The sequence below is a fragment of the Brevibacterium sp. CCUG 69071 genome (assembly GCF_021023135.1).
In the GTDB taxonomy this organism is placed as follows: domain Bacteria; phylum Actinomycetota; class Actinomycetes; order Actinomycetales; family Brevibacteriaceae; genus Brevibacterium.
The window spans coordinates 102,265-122,471 of sequence record NZ_PGFV01000008.1; the positions used below are offsets into that span (position 1 = coordinate 102,265).

Annotated in this window: 18 protein-coding genes and 1 pseudogene; 11 read left to right on the forward strand and 8 right to left on the reverse strand. The window is 62.3% G+C overall.

The annotated features are described in order from the left end of the window. Positions 1-12: 12 nt before the first annotated feature. Both CV023_RS17355 and CV023_RS17360 read right to left on the reverse strand, forming a co-directional pair. Complete coding sequence (locus tag CV023_RS17355) at positions 13-747, reverse strand: lysophospholipid acyltransferase family protein (protein ID WP_230748232.1); 735 nt, start codon at positions 745-747, stop codon at positions 13-15. Positions 748-892: 145 nt separating this feature from the next. Continuing rightward, the gene (locus CV023_RS17360) at positions 893-1,675 is read right to left on the reverse strand and encodes an SDR family NAD(P)-dependent oxidoreductase (protein ID WP_230748234.1); all 783 of its coding nucleotides are present in this window, start codon (positions 1,673-1,675) and stop codon (positions 893-895) included. A gap of 104 nt (positions 1,676-1,779) precedes the next feature. Between CV023_RS17360 and CV023_RS17365 the strand changes: the two genes are divergently transcribed. The 7 genes from CV023_RS17365 to CV023_RS17395 all read left to right on the forward strand — a co-directional run bounded on the left by CV023_RS17365 (position 1,780) and on the right by CV023_RS17395 (position 10,733). Further along, a complete protein-coding gene (locus CV023_RS17365) occupies positions 1,780-4,032 on the forward strand; it encodes an HAD-IB family hydrolase (RefSeq protein WP_230748236.1) in 2,253 nt (750 codons plus the stop codon). Continuing rightward, entirely contained in the window at positions 4,026-4,970 is a 945-nt protein-coding gene (locus tag CV023_RS17370) for a hypothetical protein (RefSeq protein WP_230748238.1), read from the forward strand. The genes CV023_RS17365 and CV023_RS17370 overlap by 7 nt, the downstream gene beginning before the upstream one ends. After that, positions 4,960-5,745 carry a ferritin-like domain-containing protein gene (locus tag CV023_RS17375; RefSeq protein WP_230748241.1) on the forward strand — a complete coding sequence of 262 codons (786 nt, stop codon included), beginning with the start codon at positions 4,960-4,962 and terminating at the stop codon, positions 5,743-5,745. Before CV023_RS17370 ends, CV023_RS17375 begins: the two co-directional genes overlap by 11 nt. Before the next feature lie 198 nt (positions 5,746-5,943). Further along, complete coding sequence (locus CV023_RS17380; RefSeq protein ID WP_230748242.1) at positions 5,944-6,624, forward strand: fasciclin domain-containing protein; 681 nt, start codon at positions 5,944-5,946, stop codon at positions 6,622-6,624. Positions 6,625-6,778: 154 nt separating this feature from the next. Then, positions 6,779-7,450: a sigma-70 family RNA polymerase sigma factor gene (locus CV023_RS17385; RefSeq protein ID WP_230748245.1), complete on the forward strand. Its 672-nt coding sequence runs from the start codon at positions 6,779-6,781 to the stop codon at positions 7,448-7,450. Continuing rightward, positions 7,447-8,394 carry an anti-sigma factor gene (locus CV023_RS17390; RefSeq protein ID WP_230748246.1) on the forward strand — a complete coding sequence of 316 codons (948 nt, stop codon included), beginning with the start codon at positions 7,447-7,449 and terminating at the stop codon, positions 8,392-8,394. Before CV023_RS17385 ends, CV023_RS17390 begins: the two co-directional genes overlap by 4 nt. A 182-nt stretch (positions 8,395-8,576) precedes the next feature. Next, positions 8,577-10,733 carry an MMPL family transporter gene (locus tag CV023_RS17395; RefSeq protein WP_230748248.1) on the forward strand — a complete coding sequence of 719 codons (2,157 nt, stop codon included), beginning with the start codon at positions 8,577-8,579 and terminating at the stop codon, positions 10,731-10,733. A 57-nt stretch (positions 10,734-10,790) separates the two neighbouring features. On the opposite strand, the gene CV023_RS17400 is transcribed toward CV023_RS17395, so the two are convergent. After that, entirely contained in the window at positions 10,791-11,366 is a 576-nt protein-coding gene (locus tag CV023_RS17400; protein ID WP_230748250.1) for a MarR family winged helix-turn-helix transcriptional regulator, read from the reverse strand. Positions 11,367-12,486: 1,120 nt separating this feature from the next. Between CV023_RS17400 and CV023_RS19205 the strand changes: the two genes are divergently transcribed. Continuing rightward, positions 12,487-12,867, forward strand: coding sequence for a DUF2505 domain-containing protein (locus CV023_RS19205; protein WP_442859953.1), 381 nt, complete (start codon positions 12,487-12,489; stop codon positions 12,865-12,867). Positions 12,868-13,144: 277 nt separating this feature from the next. On the opposite strand, the gene CV023_RS17405 is transcribed toward CV023_RS19205, so the two are convergent. The 4 genes and pseudogenes from CV023_RS17405 to CV023_RS17415 all read right to left on the reverse strand — a co-directional run bounded on the left by CV023_RS17405 (position 13,145) and on the right by CV023_RS17415 (position 15,703). Further along, positions 13,145-13,357: a hypothetical protein gene (locus tag CV023_RS17405; RefSeq protein ID WP_230748252.1), complete on the reverse strand. Its 213-nt coding sequence runs from the start codon at positions 13,355-13,357 to the stop codon at positions 13,145-13,147. A 1,038-nt stretch (positions 13,358-14,395) separates the two neighbouring features. Then, positions 14,396-15,184: pseudogene (locus tag CV023_RS17410) on the reverse strand (ISL3 family transposase); the annotation flags it as partial. A 138-nt stretch (positions 15,185-15,322) separates the two neighbouring features. Beyond that, positions 15,323-15,481: a DUF3263 domain-containing protein gene (locus CV023_RS18905; protein ID WP_269067507.1), complete on the reverse strand. Its 159-nt coding sequence runs from the start codon at positions 15,479-15,481 to the stop codon at positions 15,323-15,325. 12 nt (positions 15,482-15,493) lie between these two features. Beyond that, positions 15,494-15,703 carry a hypothetical protein gene (locus CV023_RS17415; RefSeq protein ID WP_230748254.1) on the reverse strand — a complete coding sequence of 70 codons (210 nt, stop codon included), beginning with the start codon at positions 15,701-15,703 and terminating at the stop codon, positions 15,494-15,496. Between CV023_RS17415 and CV023_RS17420 the strand changes: the two genes are divergently transcribed. Next, on the forward strand, positions 15,704-16,675 hold the full coding sequence (locus CV023_RS17420) for an NAD(P)H-binding protein (protein WP_230748256.1): 972 nt from the start codon (positions 15,704-15,706) through the stop codon (positions 16,673-16,675). Positions 16,676-16,908: 233 nt separating this feature from the next. Then, positions 16,909-17,712 carry an SDR family NAD(P)-dependent oxidoreductase gene (locus CV023_RS17425; RefSeq protein ID WP_230748258.1) on the forward strand — a complete coding sequence of 268 codons (804 nt, stop codon included), beginning with the start codon at positions 16,909-16,911 and terminating at the stop codon, positions 17,710-17,712. Positions 17,713-17,727: 15 nt separating this feature from the next. On the opposite strand, the gene CV023_RS17430 is transcribed toward CV023_RS17425, so the two are convergent. Further along, positions 17,728-18,333 (reverse strand): thiamine pyrophosphate-dependent enzyme, encoded by a 606-nt coding sequence (locus CV023_RS17430; RefSeq protein WP_230748260.1) that lies wholly within the window; start codon positions 18,331-18,333, stop codon positions 17,728-17,730. Between the two features lie 146 nt (positions 18,334-18,479). Here CV023_RS17430 and CV023_RS17435 point away from each other — a divergent pair, with 146 nt between their 5' ends. Further along, complete coding sequence (locus CV023_RS17435; RefSeq protein ID WP_230748262.1) at positions 18,480-20,138, forward strand: sensor histidine kinase; 1,659 nt, start codon at positions 18,480-18,482, stop codon at positions 20,136-20,138. The last annotated feature ends 69 nt before the right edge of the window (positions 20,139-20,207 follow it).

Consider the following 20,207-nt stretch of genomic DNA (forward strand, 5'->3'; position numbering starts at 1 on the left):
TCAACGGCTCACTCAATTCTTCGTCCTTTCATCCATCACGGTGTGTTCGCTGCGGACACCGATGTCAGCGGCCCCAGCGGCGAAGAGCTCCTCGACGACGTGCCTCACTCGTGAGGTGAGGGCTGCAAGCGATTCCTCTGGTCGGGCGGTGACCGGCTCGCCGAAGACTACGCGCACAGGCGGCCTGCCGGATACGGGCCACGATCGCCCCTTGGGCATCGCTTCGAATCCGCCGACGACGGCCGTCGGCACGATCGGGACCCCGGCATCGACTGCCAGCCTGATCGACCCAGCTTTGAAATCGGCAATCGTGCCGTTCTTCTGGCGTCCTCCCTCGGGAAACAGCAGCACCGGCACCCCCGACCGCAGAAGGGCGCGAGGGACCTTCGCACTGCCGCGGGAAGCGTCGCGATAGATCGGAAACGCATTGAAAAGCCAGCGAACGAAGAGCCGCTTGTGCCACGACGTGAAGAAGTAGTCATAGGCAACCCCGGTCGCCAGAAAGCGCGACTGCTTCCGCGGCAGACTCTGCGCAATGATCGGCGCATCGAGATGCGATGTGTGGTTGGCAATGACGAGGAAACCTCCGTTGAGTCGGCGCACCGCTGGCGCAATCGTGACCGTCTGAGTGATCGTCGAACGGACAAGGCCGCGGAAGAGGACACGCTGGAGGAAGAATCGGAATGCAGCGCGCGTGCGCGATCGGTACTTCGACGGCGCCGAGGTTGGGAGGGTGTAGTCAGTCATCGGTGACTGTTCGGAGCCGACACCACTGTTGGATTGACGTTCCGACGACATTCTCCGTCCCCGGCCCGTGGCGGCCGACCGCGAAGCCGGCTCGAAATGCTCTCCCGAGTCCGAGTGAGTTCTTCCAGTGTTGAGCATCGTCGCTCTAACCCTCCTGTTGCCGTCGAGAAGTGAGTGCAGCAGAAAGGTGATGGATCATCGGACGCGGCAGCACTCGCAACGTCGTCGAGATGACCTTCCATCGCAGCTGCGGCACGGAGATCCTCTTTCCACGTGCGACATCTCGCAGGCATCCCTCCACCAGCATGTCCGCGTCCATCCAGAGGATGCCGGGAATCGACGTTCCGGCGATGCCGGCGCGGGAATGGAATTCGGTGCGCACCCAACCGGGAACAAGGGCTGTCACGGTGACTCCTGTGCCAGCGGTCTGCAGTGACAGCGCTTCCGAGTAGTTCTGCGTCCACGCCTTGATGGCCGTGTAATTGTTCTGCGTGAGTGCCGCGCTGACGGAACAGACATTGATGATCCAACCACGCCCCCGCCGCTTCATCGACCGAGCGGCGGCTCCACCGATGACCAGGACAGCGCGCTGCATCACTTCGAAGCCCCGATCATGGTCGGAGACATCCTGACTGAGCAGGCTCGAACGCACCGAGAAGCCGGCATTGTTGACCACGATGTCGATCGCGGGCTCGGGACCGGGATCTTCGATCCGCGCAGCCACCTCGGCGTGAGCCTGCCTGTCAGCAAGGTCAGCGACCATCGTGGCGACTTCCACCCCGTAATCGCAGCGAATCTGCTCGGCGAAGGACTCCAGCGCGACGGGATCTCGGGCAACGAGAACAAGATGGACACCGCGCCTGGCGAAGGCGCGGGCAAAAGCCGCACCGATCCCCGCGCTGCCACCGGTGATGAGGGCCACATTCATATTGCTACGATACAGGCATCCAACAACGCGACCGCACCGAATCATTGACGACCGCTGGGTTCGTGACTGTGCCAGAAAGTTCTCTCTATCCGATAGGTTCCCGAATGCAACAAAGCCGATATCTCCTCACGGGTGCCACAGGGTTCCTTGGTCAAGCGGTGCTGCAAGCCCTGCTCGAAAGTGATCCGCACGTGCGCATCACCGCACTCGTGCGTCCCCGAGGGGACCGATCGGGACATGATCGTCTGCAGCGGCTCCTCGGTAAACCGGTCTTCGCTTCCTGGATCGACCGGGTCGGCGAGGAGGCGGTGCATGAGGCGTTCGATTCACGAGTCACAGTCCTCGAGGGGGATCTCGCTGATCTGCCGCCACTGACCGATCGCTATGACGTCGTCATCCACTCCGCGTCGAGCGTATCCTTCGACGCCGCCATCGACGAGGCATTCCATACCAATGTCGGCGGAGTCGAGCGACTCTACGCCGCCTTAGCGGAATCGGATCAGGATCCCCACGTCATCCATGTCTCGACAGCCTATGTCGGAGGTATCGCAAAAGGAGTCGTCCAGGAGTCCCGGTTGCGCCACACCGTCGATCACGACGATGAGTTCCGGGCCGCACGACTGGCCAGGGAGAGCGTCGAGGCAGAATCCAGACAACCCGAGAAGCTGCGCCGTTTCATCCGGATGGCCCAAGCGCAGAGCTCCAGGATGGGCCCCAAATCTGTCGCAGCCGGCGCAGAAGCCGCCCGGGAAAAGTACGTGAGGGATCGGCTCGTGGAGTTCGGGCGCACCCGGGCACAGTCGCTGGGCTGGACGGACATCTACACCTTCACCAAAGCTCTGGCCGAGCGCATCGGCGAGGAGTGGGCGGCCGAAGGCCATCAGGTCTCGTTCGTTCGCCCGTCCATCATCGAATCCGCCTTTCGCCGGCCGAGCCCCGGATGGATCGACGGCTTCAAGGTCGCGGATCCGCTGATCATGGCCTATGCCAAGGGGAGCCTGTCGGAATTCCCCGGCCACGCCGACTCGGTGCTCGACATCATCCCCGTCGACTATGTCGTCAATGTCATCCTCGCCCTTGCCGCGCACGGCTCGCTCGAGCAGCAGACGGGGAATCCCCAGAGCAGACCCGTCCTGCCTGCCCCAGGTGAATCCTCTGCGGAGTACTATCAGGTCGTATCGGGCACGAGCAACCCCCTTCCCTTCCATCAGATGGTCAGGACGGTTCGCGAGTTCTTCCTCGCACACCCGCTGCCCGACAGTGAGGGTGTCCCCACGGTGGTACCCAAATGGAGCTTCCCCAGCTCAGAGCTGATCGAACAGCGCATCCGGTTGAAGGAACTGGCAACCGGTGTCGGCCGCGAGGTCGTCGAAAGGCTGCCCGCCTCCACTCGCACACGTGCCCTGGCCTCTCGACTCGTCAAGACCGACACCAAGTTGAAATCGCTGCGTCAGTTCGCCGACCTCTACCGGCAGTACACGAAGACCGAGATGATCTTCGACGATACGAACACAAGACGACTGCTCGCCCGGCTGCCGAATGGGTACCCGTCTCACCGTGGTTTCGACGTGACCGAGATCGACTGGCAGGACTACTTCAAAGACATCCACATTCCGGCCATCACAGAACTGACTCGCAGCTACTCGCGCGACCGCCGGCGACGCGAGAATCAGCGCACTCCAACACCGCTGCGTTCCACCTCCGAGGTACTGGCGGTCTTCGATCTCGACGGAACAGTGATCTCGGCGAACATCGTGCAGCAGTTCGTCGCCGTCGTCCGCGCCACCAGGCCGCTATACAGGTGGCCGGCATCGATGGCAACGATGGCAGGCATCGTGCCAGGACTGCTGAGAGCCGAGTTCCGGGATCGCTCAGAACTCATTCGTATGGTCAATCGCCGCTATCAGGGCTTCCGCCTCGATGAGCTCCGGGCGGCCGTCACCGGCAGCTTCGGGCAGGCGATACGCGACTCCATCAGACCGCAGGCCCGGCAGCTCATCGACGAGCATCGTGCCGCCGGCCACAGAACCGTGCTTCTGACAGGCGCTCTGGATGTCCTCGTCGAACCGATCGCCGATCTCTTCGACGAGGTGGTGGCGACCCGGATGGATGTCACCGATGACGGCGTTCTCTCCGGGTTTCTCGCACAACCCCCCTTGGTCGATGAGGCCCGGGCGAATTGGCTTCGCAAATACGCAGACACCGTCGGGGCCGATCTCGCACGATCGACCGGCTACGGCGACTCCTTGGGCGATGCGGCGTGGCTCGAACTCGTCGGCAACCCCGTTGCCGTGACTCCGGATCTCGGTCTCTACGGACTGGCACTGAAGAAGCGATGGAAGGTGATGGAATGGTGACCAACAACAGACCGCACCACGACAACAGACCCCAGGTCGAACACCCTCCCGGGCATGTTCGCGGGCGGCTGTTCTCCGATGCAGAGCATCCCTTAGTGCTGCGCACAGAGTTCGACGTTCCCGGCTATCTCGCCCAGGCTCGAGGCCGCATCGCGGTCGACTCCGCGCGCATTGAGATCAGCGAAGATGAAGCACGAGATCTCGGGTTCCTGTGGCGACTGGAGAACTCAGCCTTGGCCGAAACCCGGGCCCTGCTCGCCTCGTGGACATCCAACGAAGCCCGGATCACTGCCTTCGTGACGGGGTGGGGCTACGAACGGTATTGGCTGGCACGAGCACTGCGCGACATCCTCGAGGTCTCGCCGACTTCCTCGGCCGCCTCGCCCACCCCGACGGACTCTCGCAGAGGCCCGGTATCGAGGCTTCGCGGGATCTGGGTCGAACGCGGTCTTCCGATCCTCGCGCCAGTCATCGGCGGGGTGGTCAAGGAACCGCTCACCGCCGGGCACATGGCTCGGCTCGCCATCCAGGAGGCCACCCTGCAGGCAGCTGAACGAGCGGTGTGTTCACGACTTCGCAGTGAAGCCGCTCGCGTGCTGACCGAGATCATCGACCGGCGCGAGGAGATCATCGGCTTCTTCCGCTCGGAGGCGGTGGCCCGGATCAGACGGTCACGGATCGAAGCGGTCACCGCCCGTGCCCACCTCATCCGGCCGTGGGCTCCGCTGCGAATCGTCGGAGTCGCCGAACCGGATGAGGCGCGCGCTCTGACGAGCATCTTCGCCTCTGCCGCCGACAGGCGGCTCCTCATCGACTCCGATGCTGAAATCGGACAGCTCCTTCCGGGGAACCCGCAACCTTCAGTGAATCAAGTCACAGCGGCGCTGCGCTCGACTCGCAGAGCCCATGCTCGAGCAGGGAGAAACCATGGCATTTGACTTCGACAAGTACGCTGAGACGTCCGAGGCGGTGAACTGGTCCGATCTGGATCTGGACGTCTTCGACGACATGCCCTTGGACAGAGACACTCTCCGGTCTGTGCGATACATGTGCGACGTCGAGTATCACACCACCTGCTTCGTCCGGGAGCTGCTCGTCACTCCCTCACACAGCGAGGACGCCACCGCCGCGTTCATGACGATGTGGAACCGTGAGGAGTTCTGGCATGGGGAGGCGTTGGCCGCCGTGCTCGAGAAGCACGGCATTCACGTCGATTACGACGAGGTCAAAGCCAAGCGGATGAGTCTGGGGTGGAAACTCGCTCTCGGTCCCGCCAAGCAATCGATGCTGTCGAACATGGTGGGCACGGACTTCATTGCCGTGCACATGGCGTGGGGTGCGGCCAACGAGCTCTCAGCCACCGCCGGCTATCGACGGATGGCGGCGATGCAAGACCACCCCGTTCTCTCTCCTCTCCTCGAGCGCATCGCCAAGCAGGAAACTCGGCACGTAGCCTTCTACACCACTCAGGCACGGCAGAGGCTCGAGAACAATCCACGAGCGCAGAAGATTGTGCAATTGGCTTTGGGAAAGCTGTGGAAGCCCGTCGGCTCAGGGATGATGGACGATGCCGAAGTCAAACATGTGATGAGTCATCTCTTTCAGGACCATACCGACGAACTCGACAAACTCGACAAGAGCGTCCAGAAGCTGCCTGGTTTGGACTCGCTGACCATCTTCCGCGACGCCTTTGCTCGGCTGGGAATCGGCTGACCGCCGCCACTCCGGCACCGCATTCGTCGAGTCGCTCAAACCCGGTCGGGCGAAGGAACTTCTCTGAACTCTCAGAAAAACTTCGTGCTCTTCCCATCCAGGACCACGATCGCTGCGAATACCCAGTACACAGCGAGCACTGGAGACAACTTCACAGCTGTGGGCCGATACGCACCACTGTTCACAAGGAGAAGAACGATGAAAACACTGCTTCGCACCCGCACCGCCACCATTCTCTCAGCCGGCGCCATCGGACTCCTGGCCCTGTCGGGCTGCGGGGGCATGGACTCCGGCAGCGAGGACTCCGGTTCCGAGTCCTCCAGCACCGAATCCCAGGCCGCTGAGTCCGAGATGCCCGAGGAATCCGACGATGCCTCGATGGCCGGTGGCGACCTCGTCGGCTCCGGCTGCTCGACCTACGCCGAGGAGAACCCCGACGGTGGGGGCTCGGTTGAAGGAATGGCTCAGGACCCGGTCGCGACCGCAGCGTCGAACAACCCGATGCTGACCACCCTGACGAAGGCCGTCTCGGGTGAACTCAACCCGGATGTCGATCTCGTCGACACCCTCAATGGTGACGAGTTCACCGTCATCGCCCCGGTCGACGACGCATTCGCCGCCGTGCCGAAGGACGACCTCGACGCCCTGGCCAAGGACTCGGACATGCTCACGAAGGTCCTGACCTACCACGTCATCCCCGGACAGCTGAGCCCCGACGAGATCGCCGGTGAACACGAGACCGTCGAAGGCTCGAAGGTCACAGTCTCCGGTGAGGGCGAGGACATGAAGTTCGACGATGCCGGACTGGTCTGCGGCGGAGTCAAGACCGCCAACGCCACCGTGTACATGGTCGACGGTGTCATGATGCCCTCGGAGTGATCACGAAGTGACAACGAGGTGACATCGAGTCACCGCACTGAGGTGGCCAGGGAACGATCAACGATGTCGCGATCGGTCCCTGGCCACCCTCTTCTTCCCACCCTCCCGATGGACATGCTGCGAAACAACGTTCGGGGGATGAGAAGATTGATCAATGAGTTCAGACGATCCGACGACGTTGCGACACGGTCCCCCGGGGTCCCCACCGGCTCCCCGACAGCCGGACCCCACCCCGGCAGACACCAGGTCCACGGAGCCCGGACCGGCAGGGTCTGGGTCTGCGGACCCCAGCGGTGACCTGCTGGTCAGGATCGCTGCGGGCGAGACGTCGGCGTTCGAGGAACTCTTCACGAACCAATCGAGGATCCTCATGGCCGTGATCGTGAGGATCGTCAAGAGCCGGTCACTGGCCGAGGAGGTGTTGCAGGAATGCTTCACCGAGGTATGGACACGATGCTCGGGTTTCGACCCGTCGAGGGGAACGGGCCGGGTTTGGTTGGTGACTCTGTGTCGCAGGCGAGCTATCGACTGCGTGCGCAGCGTCCAGTCCCAACAGGACCGGGACCTCGCCGATGGACTCCGGTCCACCGCCGCCACCGGTGACGAGGTCGAGCAGACCGTGATCGACCGGGCAGAGTCCGACCGGACGGTCTCAGCATTGAAGGGGCTGCCGGAGGATCAGAGCAGACCGATCGTGATGGCGTTCTACCAAGGTCTGACTCACGCTCAGATCTCTCAGACCCTCAAGGTCCCGTTGGGGACCATCAAGTCACGGATCAGAGACGGAATGAAGAAGCTGCGAGAGGAATTGGAGGCGAGTCGATGAGCACCGATCGTGATTATCTGGCCGCCGGCCTAGCACTCGGGGGCCTCAGCGAGACCGAACTGGTCGAGGCACAGGCCCTCGCCGACTCCGATGCCGACTTCCGCGCCGAGGTCGCCGCCTACGACGAGACGATGTCTCTGGTCGCCGGCTCCGATGAACCGGTTGAGGTCAGCGCGGCCACCCGCGCGGCGATACTCGGCATCCCCTCGATACATGCCCAGAAGGGTTACGCGGGTGTGCATGAACGCCCGGCGGGTGTGCAGGATGGTTCGCAGGAGCACCCTGTGGATGTGCCGCCGAATCCGGCGACGCATGCGCAGGAAACTCCGACCGCAGCTGACCCGGTCGGCCCCACGACCCATGCGCAGCAGAACTCGACGGCTGCGAACTCGGGCGAACCCACACCTCCGGCCTCCCTGGCCGACCACCGCGAACGGAGCAGTGGCCGCGGTCCGAACCGCCGAACCAATGCTGGGCGTCGCCGATCATGGCTGCCTTATGCAGCCGCTGCTGCGGCTCTCATCGTCGTCGCCGGTTTCGGCGTCACGATCTGGCAGCAGACGCAGGAACAGAACCAGCTCGAGGAGGATCTCGCGGCCACCCAGCAGCAGCTCGACGAAACAACACAGCTGATGGAGGCCGAGGACCTGCAAACGCGCACGAAAGACCTGCCCGAAGGGGGAACGGTCACGGTGCTGTCCTCGCAGTCCCAGCAGCTCATCCGCTTCCACCCACACGATGTCGGGCAGGCTCCTGCCGGGAAATCGATGCAGATGTGGGTCATCGGGATCGATGGTCCTGAAAGTGCGGGACTGATGACCGACCAGCCGGTGACGATCACCGGCCACGAGTTCGCCACCGGCAGCGTCTTCGGCATCACCGTCGAACCCGAGGGCGGTTCCGAGCAGCCGACCACGGACCCGATCGTCGCTGTCGGCCTCTAAGCCGCGTCGGGCGGCCAAGAGCTGCACACTTTGAGTCAGGGAGCACTGGTTGCAACCAGTGCTCCCTGACTTCACAGGAGCAGGATCATGCGAGCCGCCTTCAAGCGACACCTCAAGACTCAAGTCGCGTGTTGGGGCGGCGACGGTTGCACTTAAACTTCACCTAGTGAAATACTAGCTAGGTGAATGAAAAGTTCGAATCGCCGTCGCGTGCCCGACGGACCGCACGCGTCCTCGTCCCCGCCGCACTCATCATCATCTGGTTCGCCGTCTTCGGGTTCGGCGGAATGAGCTTCGGGTCGATCAGTGAGGTCGCGACAGACGAGCGAGCATCGTTCCTGCCATCGAGCGCCGAATCTACGAAGGTGCAGAACGAGATCACCGCATTCACGGGTTCGGATGCGATCCCTGCAATCATCGTTGCCGAACGACGCGATGGGCTGACCGACGCCGATCGGGAGCAGCTTGAGACGTTCGCTGAACAGGCCGGCGATGTCGTTCCCGGCGCCGAGGCCTCCCCCGTGATCCCCTCGGAGGATGACCAGGCGGCCGAACTCGTCGTGTCTATCCCGTCTGACGCCGAGATCGGAGACGCGGTCGAACAGCTCGAGACTGACGCCGACCAGACACTGACGGGGCTGAGCGTCTGGGTGAGCGGCCCCGCCGGATTCACCGCCGACCTGCAGGAGGCCTTCGCCGGAATCGACGGGATTCTCCTCGTCGTCGCGCTGGCCGTTGTCTTCGTCATTCTTGTCGTCGTCTACCGCTCACCTCTTCTGCCGATCCTCGTGCTCCTCAGTTCGATGACGGCACTTTGCGCGGCCGTGCTCGTCAACGTGGCTTTGGCCCGCGAAGGCATCGTGACCCTCAACGGTCAGGTTCAGGGGATTCTCTTCATCCTCGTCATCGGTGCCGCCACAGACTACTCGCTGCTCTACATCGCTCGATACCGTGAGTCGCTGAGAGACAGCCGTTCCGCCTCCACCGCGGCGTGGACGGCGATCCGCGGGGTAGTTGAGCCGATTCTCGCCTCGGGCGGGACAGTCATCGTCGGCCTGCTGTGCCTGCTCCTGTCCGATCTCGGTTCGAACTCTGCGCTCGGTCCGGTCGCCGCCATCGGCATCGCCTGCGCCATGCTCGCCACGCTCACCTTCCTCCCTGCCATGCTCGCCGTCTTCGGACGCGTGGCATTCTGGCCCCGCAGCCCACGGTACGGCAGCTCTCATCCGAAGCTGACCGGGCCGAACGCCACCGGGCTGTGGCCACGAGTGGGACGCTTCGTCTCGGCCGCACCGCGACGGATCGTCACCGGCGTGGCCATCGTCCTCGCCGTCGGCTGCGCGGGGCTTGTGCTCCTCGACGCCGACGGTGTACCGCAGAGCGACTTCGTCCTCGGCGACAGTCAGGCCCGAGACGGGCAACAGGTCATCGATCGGCATTTCGCCGCCGGATCGGGCAACCCTGCCTATGTGCTCGCCCCCAGCGATGAAAGGCAGGAGGTCGCCGAGGCGATCTCCGCGACGCCGGGCATCGAGAGTCTCAGCCTCGTTGCTCAGGATGCCGCCTCGGGGACGACCCCGGTCGACGACCAAGGCGCTGTCGTCATGCAGGGACAGTCGGGTCCGCCGTCGGCTGAACCGACGGAGATCGGCGGGGACATCATGTTCTCCCTGACCCTCTCCGCCCCCGCCGACTCGCTCGCAGCCGAAGGCACGATCGAGCAACTCCGCGAGAATCTCGGGTCGACTCAGGCGCTGGTCGGCGGAAGCACGGCTGTCGATCTCGATACGAACAACACGTCGTCGAGCGATCGAGCAGTGATCATTCCCATTGTGCTCGTCGTCATCACGGTCATGCTCGCTATCCTCCTGAGATCACTGCTGGCACCACTGCTTCTTTTGGCGACCACGGTGCTCAGCTTCGGCACGGCTCTGGGGATCAGTGCGGTCATCTTCCGTCTCATCGGCCAGCCCCAATCCGATCCGTCGGTGCCGCTGTACGCGTTCGTCTTTCTCGTCGCCTTGGGCATCGACTACAACATCTTCCTGATGACACGCGTTCGCGAGGAGACGCTCGTCCATGGAACCCGGGAGGGCGCGCTGCGAGGTCTGTCGGTCACCGGTGGCGTGATCACAAGTGCGGGAACTGTTCTCGCGGCCACCTTCGCCGCTCTACTCGTCATCCCGATCCAGTTCCTGCTTCAGCTCGCGATCATCGTCGCGATCGGCGTCCTCTTAGACGCGCTGATCGTGAGGACCCTTCTCGTCCCGGCGCTCACGCTGTGGATCGGAGACAAGATCTGGTGGCCGTCGCGACTGACCAAGCCTGCTCAACACTGAACTTCCGAAGAGAGTGCCCGGGCTCCAGAGGCCAGAGGCTCTGGCCCCGCCGAATCGTCACTCTTCGGCAACCGCCTCTTCGCTGATATCGACAGGGGAGGAATCCGAGTCGGTGAGGTCGCGTTTCGTCTCCCGGAGGAAACGGATGACCACCTCACGCTCGTCGGAAGTCAGTCGGGCGGCAGCGTGGAATCGCCTGGACTGGGCCCGCCCCACCGTTTCGATCGCCGCGGTGTAGGTGTCGGCAGTGATGCTGATCGCCTGTGCACGCCGATCGTGGGGGTGAGGTTCGCGCACAATGTGTTCAGCTCGCTCGAGGCGATCGAGCAGCTTCGTCGTCGCCGAAGCTGAGATGCCCAGGTGTTCGGCGATGCCTCCGGGCGTTCCAACCTGCTGCTGATTTCTGCACACGATGAGGTAGTGAATCGCCCGCATGTCGGTGGCATTGAGCTTCATGTACTCCTGCGAATCCTCCGACACCGCCCGCTCCGCTTCGCGCAGCTCGCCGAATGCTGCCATCAGCTCCCCGATCTGAGCGATCGCCTCAGGGGACAGCTCAGATCGGTCGACGAGGTGCTGCTGCGGATCACTCGAGTCGACGTCGTAGACCGCCGACTTCGCGATTTCTGCCATCGCACATCTCCCATCACCAACCATGCGGTTCTATAACCGTGGCGTCGATCCGAGGACGACGTCTTTTCCGATTCTAGACGCCAAAGCATGTCAACGCGTCAAAGTGCACCTCGGTCAGGTGCATGCCCACCACAGCACAATGGTCGCGCCCGACGGCCGGCGGGTCAGCGGTCTCAGCCGAATGCTCAAGCTGCACGCGTCTTGTTAGCTGGATGCGCACGACGTCAGTTTCGCGTTCATCCCGACGCGCCGTGCTCGCCGCTGAACATGGCGCCGCTGCTCCGGCAGGACTGCTCGGGTGGGACAGAGCAGATCGCAGCCTTCTGGATCGAAGACTCCGGCGGTAGGTGGCAGGCTCGACGGCGTTCGTGTTCACAGCGCAGCATGATCAGTTTTCGGTGGCTGAGCCGGTGCTGTCCCGGAGTCTGCCTCAGACATTGCCGAGACGATGCAACTCAGGCTCGTTCTGGAGACTGCAGCCAAGGTCTGGTCGACAACGGCGGCCGCGCTGGGAGTGATACCGGCTCATGCTCCCTGACGAGTGGTGCGCCAAGACACGCGACGACTGACTACGATCGAACGCACGAGACATCGTGCCGATCTGCGTTCCCGGGAGACGGAGATTCCACCTGCCAGGAGTCGGCATGCTCCGCGCTCATTTGTACTGGGATGGCTCGGTCGCAGTGCCGACCAAGACGTCACAACGGATGGTCAGATGCCACCGAATCGAGGTGCATAAAGCGATCGACTATAGCCCGCCGCTCGGAGGCCGGTCGAGATGAACCAGACACTCGGTGATCGGAAGGGTGAGTCGTTGCAAACAGGCCTCGAGAGCATCGGAAGCTTGACGGCTTCATCGGATTGCCAGGTGAGCTGCACCTGTTCGGCGCCGAAGCTGCAGTGCACGCCGGCCCCGTGCTGAGCGAAGGGCTGCCGCCAAGGCACGTGCACGGGCCGGCACGATCGGCAGAGGTGTCTCCTCTTCAGACGGTGCGAGAATCGCTATGCCATAATCTCTCTCATGAAGATATCTGAGCTCAGACGTCAAGTGCCGATGTGGCCAGCGCAGATCCTCGACACACTCGCTGACGAACGGACCTGGGTCCAGGACGGAGGGAGCATGTTCCTGCAGTCGGACCGAACCGAAGGGCTCCGGCTGACTGCTTCGATACCGATCTCGCACGACCAGATTCCCACTGCGGCTCAGCGATTCCTCGGAGCGGAGGCCAAGGTCGTCCAGCACATCAGCTCAGACCCTGTCGCCGATGATGCCACGGAATCGAATCTGCGGATCACGGCGGAGATTCCTGGTGCTCCCATCGACGTGCAGGTTGATACCTCTTTGCTCCGCGCGCCAGACGATGTCACCGCTCTCCACGCCCGAATCACGATCGAATGTCCCCTCCCCCTCGTCGGACCTATGATCGAATCGAGTGCTCAGCCGTATATCGAATCGATGATCTCTCAAGGCTTCGACAAGTTGTCCGACCCGGAGGTTTAGATCGTGATCACCTAGGCGAACAATCTCACTTATTCGTCGTTTAGGCGAACGTTGCGCTGACCTAGCTGAAGAGCACCGTTGCTGATGCCGAGCGGAACCGCCGGGCGCAGCCGTACTCAAGAATCTTTCGGCCCCTGCCGATCGGAGTCACCGGTGTCCGAAGCCGGGCGGCGTGTCCTGCTCAGGTGCTCCCTGGTATCCGAACGCCGCGTATGGGCGCGGGCCACAACTGTGCGAACCGGAGCAAAAGGCGCCGCGCGGGGCTGGCAACGCGCCATCATCGGTCAAATTTCACATCCGTCACCGCGTGCTCATCCCCGTGGGAAGCCTTGTCACTGTTGACGAGAATCATCATGTGCTCGTGGGTCTCAGTATTCGTGTAGTCAACCTCAATCGAGCCAGCCGCGCCGCTGGTGCCACTGCGATCCCAGTGCGAGGCGGCTGAGTCTCCGTGCTCGTCCAGGGCCGAGGCGGCTCTGTCCGTTCCCATCCTCTGCACTCCTATGTCGGACGTTTCACCAAACGCACGCACGAAGGCATCCGCATAGGACACCGCATCGGTCGGAAGTCCCTGAGATGGATGGCCGCTGGCTGTAGACGCAGGCGAAGTCGTCCGAGGCTGTTCGGTTTCCGCAGTCGGCGGCGATTGCGAATTCTCGCTCGCCGCTGGTTCCTCGTGACTCGTGGACTGCCCAGGAGCAGCAGTCGAGCTGACCGATGTCCCAGAAGGCTGAGGGTCGGCGTCTTGCACGTTCTCACTCGAGCAACCTGCGGCCCCGAATGCCGTTGCTGCTGAGACGGCGATGACCGCCGAGACGTTGCGGATAATGTATGTCAATGTGCCTCCCTCTGATAAACAACACCGTAGATTGTTGTCCGCACACATTGGACTATCCTGAGTGCGAACCGGGAAACGTTGCCTCGTTCAGTAACGGAATCGTCGCAATCGCACGAAGGGAAGCTTTTCGGTCCCGGCACGCGAAGACCTCGACCTGCGCAGCATGACGGTCAGACGAGGCGTACACGAGATGTCAGATGATCGGTTTCCTTATTTGTTACTTAGCAGACGGAACCCAAGGTGGTCGTTCGCCGAATCGTTATGTTCCGATTCATGCTTCCTTGCCAAGGCATGTCGGAGAGCAGGTGTGCACGATTTCGCTCAACAGCACGCCACCGGCGTGCCCGAGGGCGCAACTGGTCGCGGTAGCGACGCGGAGACGGGGATCGCTGTCGTTTCGCAATCGGAGCTGGCCGGCTCAGCCGAATGAAGTGAGCAAGCGCGAACATCCCGCCGATTCGATCGAGGAGTGCGGAGATCTCAGCAGCTACTCGAAAGTCGCCCCTGAGCACTCCGCACGGGCCGAATTCACGCCACCATGGCCTCGCCGGGGTCGGCGAGCCTTCGACTCAGATGCGACACCTCCCCGCACTGTCGGGAGCCACCCGCTATCGCAGCACAAGCATGCTGATGGAGCAGGATAGGCAAGGATCAGGCGGAACTTCCAGGCCCGCCCGCGCGTTAACCGGCTCATCCGAATCGAGGGTGTACTCGCGGTCTAAATCCTCCGGTCTCGAGCAGGCATCGGGCGATGTAATTGGTGAGGGTGCGGAACCCGAGCGCAGAGCCGCGGAGGTGCTCGAGCCGTCCGTTGATCGCCTCCGTAGGTCCGTTGCTGGTGCCAGGATTGTCGAAGTAGGCCAGGATGTCGTCGGCGCGCTTCTTCAGCGTCCGGCCCAGCGCGATGACCTCGATGAGTGCGGTTGGGACGCCGTCGCTGAGCGACTCGATCAGTTTGGTCATGAGGTCGCAGCCGTGGCGTCGGTCCTCGTGTCGGTAGGCGGCGATCATCCGCTGATAGATACCCCAGGTCACCTCGACCTGCACGTGCTCATCGCTGGCGAAGAGCGCCCGTAGGCGACTGGCCTGCTTGCCGGTGAGCAGGCCGGCACCGGTATGTAGGGTCCGCCGAGCGGAGTAGAGCGGGTCGCCCTTATGGGCGCGGTAACCGTGGATGGCCTGCTGGACTCTGCGTCGGCACTGGTCGAGCGCGTCACCGGCCAGGCGCACTACGTGGAAGGGATCCATCACTGCGACCGCGCCGGGCATTTCCTCGGTGGTGGCGGTCTTGAAGCCGCTGAACCCGTCCATCGCGACGACCTCCACGCCGTCGCGCCATGCCTCATGGCGGGTGGCGAGCCAGGTCTTGAACACCTGCTTCGAGCGGCCCTCGACCATGTCGAGCAACCGTGCCGGTCCATTTCCATCACGGAGGGACTGAAAGGGAAGGTGGTCACAGCCTCTGTCGTGGTTACGCCAGCACCCGCCTCCCGACAGACCGCGAAGGCACTGATAATCCCCTCACCCAACATGCGGGAGACCACTATCGCCTTGAAATACCGCTACTCACCAACCGCAGAACCTGGATCCGCTACACCCTCATCTGGGAAGAGCCCGTTAACCCAGCAGACGCCGCCGTCGCTTCTGCTGTCGCTCGAAGGCGAATCGTTCGCCACGGAGACGACGGCCACGCGTCACCACTTCCGGCGCGTAACTGTAGGCCGCATCCGAGTCAGCGAGCCCCTCGAGCACACCGGAGTAGCGTTCGATCGGCAAGCCGATTTGTTCTCACAAGAATTCGCGATCGCTGTGCGAAGGTGAAGTCTTCTCGAGATCGAGGATCAGCCGATCGTGGGCCGAGAGCTCGTTGACGCTGCCGGGAACCACGACTCCGAGTCTTCCACAGCGAAGCGACTGCTTCGAACTCGAGAGGGAATTCCACAGGTAGGAGTACACTGCGAGGAGTCCCTCAGATACCTCATCAAGTGAAGAGCTCATATGCGAGTGCTTGTCATCGGGGCAACAGGTTATGTCGCCTCCCGTCTCATCCCAACCCTGCTCCGATGTGGGCATCACGTCACTGCTGGGGCTAGGGCACTCGAAAGGCTCGATCGTTTCTACTGGTCAGACTCGGTCGACCGAGTCGAGGTCAATGTCCTCGACCAAACCTCGATCAGTGATGCCATCGATCCGACAATCGAGACCGTCGTCTACCTCGTCCACGGGATGGATCGCGAGGATTTCCGAGCAGTCGACCGGAAGGCCGCGGAGAACCTAGTCGCCGTGCTTGACACGACCAACGTTCAGCGCCTTGTCTACCTCTCCGGAATCGTGCCAGATATTGACCGTGAGGATCTCTCGGAGCATCTGCTTTCGCGTCTTGAAGTCGAAGAAACTCTCGCGCAAGCCACGCAAACTGTGATCACCCTCAGGGCAGCAATGATCATCGGAGCTGGATCAGCAAGCTTCGAACTCATGGCCAGACTCACCCGTCGGCTTCCCATCACAGTCGTTCCATACTGGATGCGACATGACGTTGAACCCATTTCCATCGAGGACCTGACGCTGGCAGTCGAGGCAGCGATGACTGCAGCCGTCTCCTCAGGCCATTACGATGTCGGCGGTGGTCATCGTATCGCGTATGCCGACCTGCTGGAACTGTTCGCAGAAGTTGCCGGAATCTATCGGGATCAGCTTCACTTGCCCTTTCTTTCTCAAAGCATGGTCGCTAAGATTGCTGCACGCATCACGAGTGTGAACACGTCGACCGCGCAATCACTCATGGAAAGTCTGAGGGAAGACATGGTCGCCGCTGACGCACGGTGGATCAGTGACCTCGCAGCCGACCGCAGCGGCTCTGAACTCACCAGTGTGCGTGAGGCGATCCAGCGATCATTGACGAATCCCGATACTGCTGTGGCCCCCTCCCACCGTGATCCACTCGGACGTCTCCCCGGTGATAGACATTGACAGTCAGCCCGGTCGACTACGACGATGCCGACATGGCCGCCTTTTCGACTCTTGGGCATCGAGCCCGAGACCGTTGCTTCGGTCGTCGAGACCGACACGTCACCCGTTGCTGAGGCGGCCGCCGACTGTCACGGCCTGCATTCAGACGAACCGACATCGCACAGACCTGCCGGCGAAGCATATCCTAGGACTGATCCGATCGCCGGGCACAGACTACGAAAGAGTCGACGCACATGCAGACTTCAACTCTGATCGTCGGGTGCGGGAGAGTGGGATGCCGGCTGGGGCTGCGCCTGATCGACAACCGGGAGTCGGTCGTCGCCGTGCGCAGAGAACCGTCCTCGCTTCCGGCCGCTTTCGTTCGCCTCGGCGCCGACCTCGAGGATCCGCTGACTCTCGAGCTTCCGCGGGTCGATCGGCTCGTCATCACTCTGCCGCCTTCAGCGATTCCCGGTGGCTACCGAACTGTTCTCAACAACCTCGTCGACGCCTTGCCGGGCACACCCGAACGGACGGTTTTCGTCTCTTCGACCCGGGTGTTCGAAGGATGGGGCCCGGATCACCACGTGACCGAGGATACCGAGCCTCGTCCAGTCACCGAGAGAGCGGGAGCACTCCTCGATGGCGAGCACTGTGCGCGGGAGGACTTCGATGCGATCATCGTTCGCCCGGCGGGCATCTATGGGCCGGGGCGAGATCGATTGATCGACTCGGTCAGGAACGGCCGCCCGGTGGACCGATCACGTCTGACGAACCGCATCCACGAGGTCGATCTCGTCCGAGCGCTTGAGGCGCTGCTGTTCTCACCGGACCCGCCGCGTCTGCTCCATGCCGTCGATGGTCACCCCACATGGCAGGGAGCAGTCGTCGATCACATCGCGCGCCGCCTCGGCGTCGATCCTCCCGAAGGTTCAGGTACCAGCGAACCGAGCGGGCGTTTCCTCGATGGCAGCCTGCTGCAGAAGTTCCTTGGCTCGATGCAGTACCCCGACTACGCCAGCGGCTACGACGCAGTGATCTGCAGTGAGAATCACTGATCGCTCACCGCTCGATCACACCAGAACTTCGATCAGCTGCGGCCCCGGGTCGGCCAGAGCTGTACGGAAGGCTCGGTCGAGGTCCTCGGTCGTCTCGACTTGTGCAGCCGGAACACCCAGGCCCTGGGACAGCGACACCCAGTCGATGTGCGGATTGTCGAGATCGAGACGGGACTGTGCTTTCAGACCGAAGTCGGGAACACCGACGTCGGCCATTTCGCTGCGGAGGATCTGGTATTTGCGATTCGAGAAGATCAGGACGACGATATCGAGCTGTTCCCGAGCGTAGGTCCACAGCGATTGCGGCATATACATTCCGGAACCGTCCGATTCGAGGACGATGACCTTGCGGTCGGGGCTCGAAATCGCCGCCCCGGCACCGGCTGGCCGTGCCCAACCGATCGACCCTCCAGTGCCGCCGAGGTAGTCGTGCGGGTATGACTGCGCAGTCTGAGGGTAGAATTCCCCACCCGTGGTGATCGATTCGTCGAGGACGATCGAGTCCCCAGTTGGGTCCCTATCCGCGCGGGAAATCTCGCTTCTCTTCGTGCTCGAATCTAGGCATTCAACAGTCCAGATCTCTCGTGACTCGGGAAGGGTCGAAGGTAGAGTGAAGAACAAGCTCTCCGGCTGCGCAGACGGCTCGGCGGGCGCAATCGCACGCAGTTAGTCGCCTGCGCGCGCTGTCACGGCTGCTCCAGGTCAGGGAACTGACCCAGACGTCGGCACGCGCCAGTCGCCGGAGGGTCGAAGCGAAAGGCTGACGAATGACCCGTGACAAGGACGGTGGTCGCGCCCACCGAGTTTACGAAGCTCTTGCTTCAGGATCGGGCGGCGTCGCCGCCAAGCAGTGTTTCTATTTCGGTTTTGTTCTTCTCATCAGTGCCCTTCTTGCGATATCAGCTTCACCACTCGTCTCGAGCCCTCAGTATCTCGTCGGCCTCGGCATCCTGACGCTTGCCACGATCGTCGCCGCCATTTCGCCGTGGCCGAAGATCGACCGCCGATGGGCAGGCCTTCTCCCGGTAGTCAACATCGGCGTCGCAGGCGCACTGCGAGATGTCTTCCGCGACGATGCCCCAGCAGTGGCCCTCCTTGCGTTCCTGCCTGCGGTCTGGCTTGCGTTCTTCTTCTTGCAATCCGGCACAGTCATTGCCGCGATTGCTGTGACAGTGTCGCTGTCACTGCCGACTCTGCTGCGAGCATTTCCGCTCATCGACTCGGTGCTCATCACCCGCTCGATGCTCATTCCCCTCGCTGTCGCCCAAATCTGCTTCATGGTCGCGCTCGCCCGCAGGCGCGCGCTCGACGAACGAAAACGCACTCAGCAGGCGCTCCACGACAAAGATGCACTCCTGAGTGAAACGAAGACGCAAGAACAGCTGCTCAAGAACATCATCGACACCGTTGATATCGGGCTCGTTGTCATCAACTGCAGCGGTGGCATAGTCCTCGAGAACAGCGCCTACAGGGAGCTCGAAAAATTCGCGAGCAGCAGTTCTGCGAAGATCGGCGAATCGACCCTGATCATGCGCTATCCAAACACGGAAGCCAGAATCCCTGACCATCAACGCCCTCTGCACCGCGCCGCCGACAGAGAGACCTTCAAAAACAATGTCATCGCCTACGGCGGATCGAACGGCAGAGGACGGAAGATCTCTTCGTCCGCGCGGCAGATCATCGGCCTCGACGGTGAGCGCAGCGGTGCCGTCGTGGTCTTTGCTGACGTCACGGCGTACTTCGACGCTGCACGCAGGCAGAATCAGTTCGTCGCTGCAGTCTCCCACGAGCTTCGGACCCCACTGACTTCGATCATCGGTTACCTCGACCTCGTCATCGACGGCGAGGAGCTTTCAGACAACGTCTCTGCCAACCTCGACGTCGTGCTTCGCAATTCAGAACAGCTGCTGAAGATCGTCGAGGACCTGTTGGGGACCCAAACAGTCAGAGACAACGGGGTTGATCTCGCGCGGGAGGTGACCGACGTCAGTGAACTCACTCGGCGGGCGTGTGAAACGATGGCTCCTGCGGCAAATGATAAACAGATCGAGCTCGAACTGCGGATCGATGAGACGCCCTCCATAGCAGTCGACCCCGCTCGTCTGACACAGGCAGTCATCAATCTCCTCTCGAATGCAATCAAGTACACGTCTGCCCATGGGACCGTATCCGTCACTGTCAGCAGCAATCATGCCGAAGCAGAGATCGCGATCGGTGATACCGGTATCGGCATGACCGATGAGGAGCAGACCAACCTATTCACCGAGTACTACCGCACTCCGTCAGCGAAGAACCACCACATCCCGGGCCACGGTCTGGGACTGTCGATCACGCGCCTCATCGTTCTCGCGCACCGGGGCCAGATCAGTGTGCGATCAATTCAGGGTCGCGGTTCGACGTTCACCATTCGGCTTCCGCTGACCTAACCAACTTTCCCTGCAGAATTTTGGTGCTGCCGTCAGCGCAGAATCGGGCAGCCACCAGGTGTGTGGCGA